Origin of the sequence: Actinosynnema sp. ALI-1.44 (assembly GCF_001984155.1) — a bacterium.
In the GTDB taxonomy this organism is placed as follows: domain Bacteria; phylum Actinomycetota; class Actinomycetes; order Mycobacteriales; family Pseudonocardiaceae; genus Kibdelosporangium.
In genome coordinates this window covers 1-1,885 of the sequence record NZ_MTQO01000006.1, presented here as the reverse complement: position 1 = coordinate 1,885, position 1,885 = coordinate 1, and the positions used below count along the sequence as shown (strand labels likewise).

Here is a 1,885-nt window from a genome sequence, read left to right as displayed (position 1 = left end):
GCTCATAACCCAGAGGTCGCAGGTTCAAATCCTGTCCCCGCTACGCGAGTGGGCGAGCCATGGTCGGTGCTTTCGCACCTTCCGTGGCTCGCTTCGTTTTGTTTTGGGGGGCCGAGCCCCCCAAGCCCCCCACGGTGCGTGCTCCTTTCGATCCAGCGTGGGCGCGTTTTGCTTTTACCAGCGGGCGGCTTTGCCGCCGGGCGCGGGCGCCGGAGGCGCCCCCTGGGCACTCAGCGCCGGAGGCGCCCACTAGGCACTGAGCGCCGGAGGCGCCTTTGGGCGCTGAGCGCTGGAGGCGGCCCCTGGGCCGTCACCGGTGGTGGGGTGCCAAGCGCTGGTGGCGCTTTGAAGGGGCACGGTCCGCGCTGTGTGTGGGTGAGGTCCGCCCACGGCAACCAGCCACGGCGACAGTCCTACGGACCTCGCCCATCCCCCAAGGGCGCGGTAGCGCAGACCGGGTCTTCGTGTCCCCTTCCTCCCGTATGGCCTGGGCGCAGCCCAACCATGGGTGTCAAGGGGTCCGCCCACCCAAACCAACCCGGCTGGAAACCATACGGATCCCCTTGACGCCCATGGTTGCCTCCGGCAGGCCATACGGGAGGAAGGGGGCGCGGCCCCCCTCTCCTCTTGGCGGCCAGCCCGCCGGCGAGGCACCCCCCCGCACAGGGGCGCCCACCGGCGAGGCACCCCGGTTCGGAGCGTATGTGTGGGGTCAGAAGCGGCGGCGGTATTCGGCGGGGGAGACTCCCAGGGCTCGAATGAAGGCTCTTCGCATCGTTTCCGGGGTTCCGTAGCCGCAGTCTCTGGCTACTTTGGTTATGCCTGCTGTGGTGTCTTCCAGGAGGCGGCGGGCTGCTTCCAGGCGGATTCGGTCCACGTAGCGGCCCGGGGTCATGCCGGTTTCGGCTGTGAAGACCCTGGCGAACTGGCGGGGGGAGAGGTTCGCTCGTTCCGCCAGTGCCTCCACCGAGAGTTTCGCTCCCGGGTGCTCGACTATCCACTGTTGCACTTCCCGCAACGGTTGACGTTCCGCTGCCTGCAGGGTCAGGGGTGCGCTGAACTGGGTCTGGTTTCCGGGGCGTCTCAGGTACATCACCAGGTGTCTGGCGATGATCAGGGCGCACTCTCTGCCCAGGTCCTCCTCCACCAGCGCGAGGGCCAGGTCTATTCCACTGGTCACGCCCGCTGACGTGGAGATCTTCCCGTCCCGCACGAAGATCGGCTCCGGGTCCACTTCGACGTCCGGGTGTCGCCTCGCGAGCAGTTCGCAGGCCGACCAATGGGTCGTCACGCGCCTGCCCGCCAGCAGGCCCGCCTCCGCCAGCAGGAAGACGCCGCTGCAGACGGACACCACCCGCTCGGCCTTCATCGCGTTCCGGCGGAGCCAGTCCACCAGCTTCGGTTGTCCGTCGAGTGTTCCGTAGCCGCCGGGCACGATCAGGGTGTGCGGTGCCGGTGCTTCGCCGAGGTCCACGTCGGGTGTGATCCGCAGTCCGCTCGAACTGCGGATCACTCCACCCCCAACCGAGGCGGTGAGCACCTCGTAGACGTCGCGCCCCGCGTACCTCGCCGCCCCGGTGAAGACCTCGAGCGGGCCCGTCAGGTCGAGGCTTTGCACCCCGTCGAACAGGGGGATCAGCACGAGCTTCGACATGCCTCCATGGTGGGCCTGACCTGCGGTTGTCCGCAATGACATGGATCCAACGTTTCCGGACACGGCCCCCCCTGAAAACCGCTCGACAACGCCATGTAGAGTTCTACTTACAACGACGCGGGGTGGAGCAGCTCGGTAGCTCGCTGGGCTCATAACCCAGAGGTCGCAGGTTCAAATCCTGTCCCCGCTACGCGAGTGGGCGAGCCATGGTCGGTGCTTTCGCACCTTCCG

Annotated in this window: 1 protein-coding gene and 1 tRNA gene; one reads left to right on the top strand and one right to left on the bottom strand. The window is 67.6% G+C overall.

Going from position 1 to position 1,885, the window contains the following annotated elements; genetic code table 11:
- Nucleotides 1-712: 712 nt before the first annotated feature.
- Nucleotides 713-1,654, bottom strand: a complete 942-nt coding sequence (locus ALI144C_RS00045; protein WP_076984909.1) for a GlxA family transcriptional regulator — start codon at nucleotides 1,652-1,654, stop codon at nucleotides 713-715.
- Nucleotides 1,655-1,770: 116 nt separating this feature from the next.
- Here ALI144C_RS00045 and ALI144C_RS00040 point away from each other — a divergent pair.
- Nucleotides 1,771-1,844: transfer RNA gene (locus tag ALI144C_RS00040), tRNA-Met, on the top strand.
- The last annotated feature ends 41 nt before the right edge of the window (nucleotides 1,845-1,885 follow it).

Excerpts from the sequence above, each read along its gene's own strand:
- ALI144C_RS00045 (WP_076984909.1), bottom strand. The coding sequence starts at position 1,654 with ATGTCGAAGCTCGTGCTGATCCCCCTGTTCGACGGGGTGCAAAGCCTC.